Origin of the sequence: Xenorhabdus sp. TS4, from assembly GCF_014467265.1 — a bacterium.
Classification (GTDB): Bacteria; Pseudomonadota; Gammaproteobacteria; order Enterobacterales; family Enterobacteriaceae; genus Xenorhabdus; species Xenorhabdus ehlersii.
The window spans coordinates 1-1,286 of record NZ_NKHQ01000091.1; the positions used below are offsets into that span (position 1 = coordinate 1).

1 protein-coding gene and 1 pseudogene are annotated in these 1,286 nt (G+C 56.0%); both read right to left on the reverse strand.

Annotation, left to right across the window (positions count from 1 at the left end; translation table 11 throughout):
• The coding region (locus Xets_RS18850; protein ID WP_187652320.1) for a site-specific integrase at positions 1-397 on the reverse strand (397 nt) is incomplete at its 3' end.
• Positions 398-615: 218 nt separating this feature from the next.
• Positions 616-1,286, reverse strand: a pseudogene (locus Xets_RS18855) (DNA primase); the annotation flags it as partial.

Genomic DNA, 1,286 nt, shown 5'->3' on the forward strand with positions numbered 1-1,286 from the left:
TTTCCCGTTCACTCAGTATCTGGGCGGGCAACCGTTTCTCTTCTTTTGGCAACACCATCTGCTCGGCCGGGTTGTAGAGGATGTGATGGCGTTGCAGTAACCAGCGGAACCACAACCGCAGTGTGCCCAGACGTTCACGCTGGCCGTTATGGCTGTAGGGCTGACCATCGGCCTTGCGGTAGGCCCGCAGATAGCGCTGCCAGCTTTCCAGCAACCCCAGCGTCACCTGTGCCGGATACTGCACGGTACGCTGTTCGCACCAGTCCACGAACGGTAACAGTCGTTCCCGGTAGCTTTCCAGCGTGCGCGGGCTTTTTCCCTGTGCGGCCTGTGTATCCAGATATGCCAGCAGTTGCTGGCGCAGTGTGATCAGGGTGTTGTCGTGTGAGATGGTCATGCGGATTGTCCTTGTTGTGATGGAAGCGATCCGGCAGTACGGTATGACGGGGATTTTTTATTAGGTTGCCGGAACAGTGATTTTTCGTTTTGTCAGACTTGCGGGCATCTAATCCTGTCTGGCTATGGCGTTAGGACTCTTTTACTTACCCAGACTTAGCCCCGACTTGGGGCAGACTTGGCATAGACTTGCGTCAACACTACCCAGACTTGCCAACATCATACAGGCACGATCAGGCCGCTTAAGTAGGCGCTGTCGCCGTCACCGTCCCACAGCAGTTCGTATTGCAGCAGGTGCCCGCGACTGCCACCGTGAACAAGCAGATATTCCATGTCGCTGAGCCGCTGGCAATGCAGTTTAAGCTGGCTGTCGCTCCAGTTCGTGTAGGCGCGGATATCCCGCCGGGTAAAGCGAACTTCCCGCAGCGTTTGTTGACCTCGCGATGCCATTTCGTTCGCCATCTGTTGGATCAGCAGCAACAGTTTGCGTGTCTGTGGCGGCATCTCGTCCAGCGTCCGGCCGAGGATTTCATGGGCGAGCTGGTTCGCTAATCTGATATCGTCTTTGGTCACTTCGATATATTCAAGCCGCTTGCCACGATGCTCAGTGCTCTTGATCTCCCGTTGGTGCTGGTGCAGCAGAGCAATGCTCTGTATCAACGTCAGGTATTTCATATGGTCTCGCCGCGTGCGGGTTTTGTCTGACAGGAACGTCAGTTGTGACGCATACGGATTGACCACATTCAACGGCTTAAGCAGCCGCTGGGCGTTCTGGTGAAGTTGCATCAGAGAGTCCCGCTCGTTCTCGGCCAGCAAGCCTTCGAGCGTCTGCTTCTGGCGCTGCACCGCATGGATAGCTTCGGTCTGTTCGCGGGATTCGTTGACCGTCA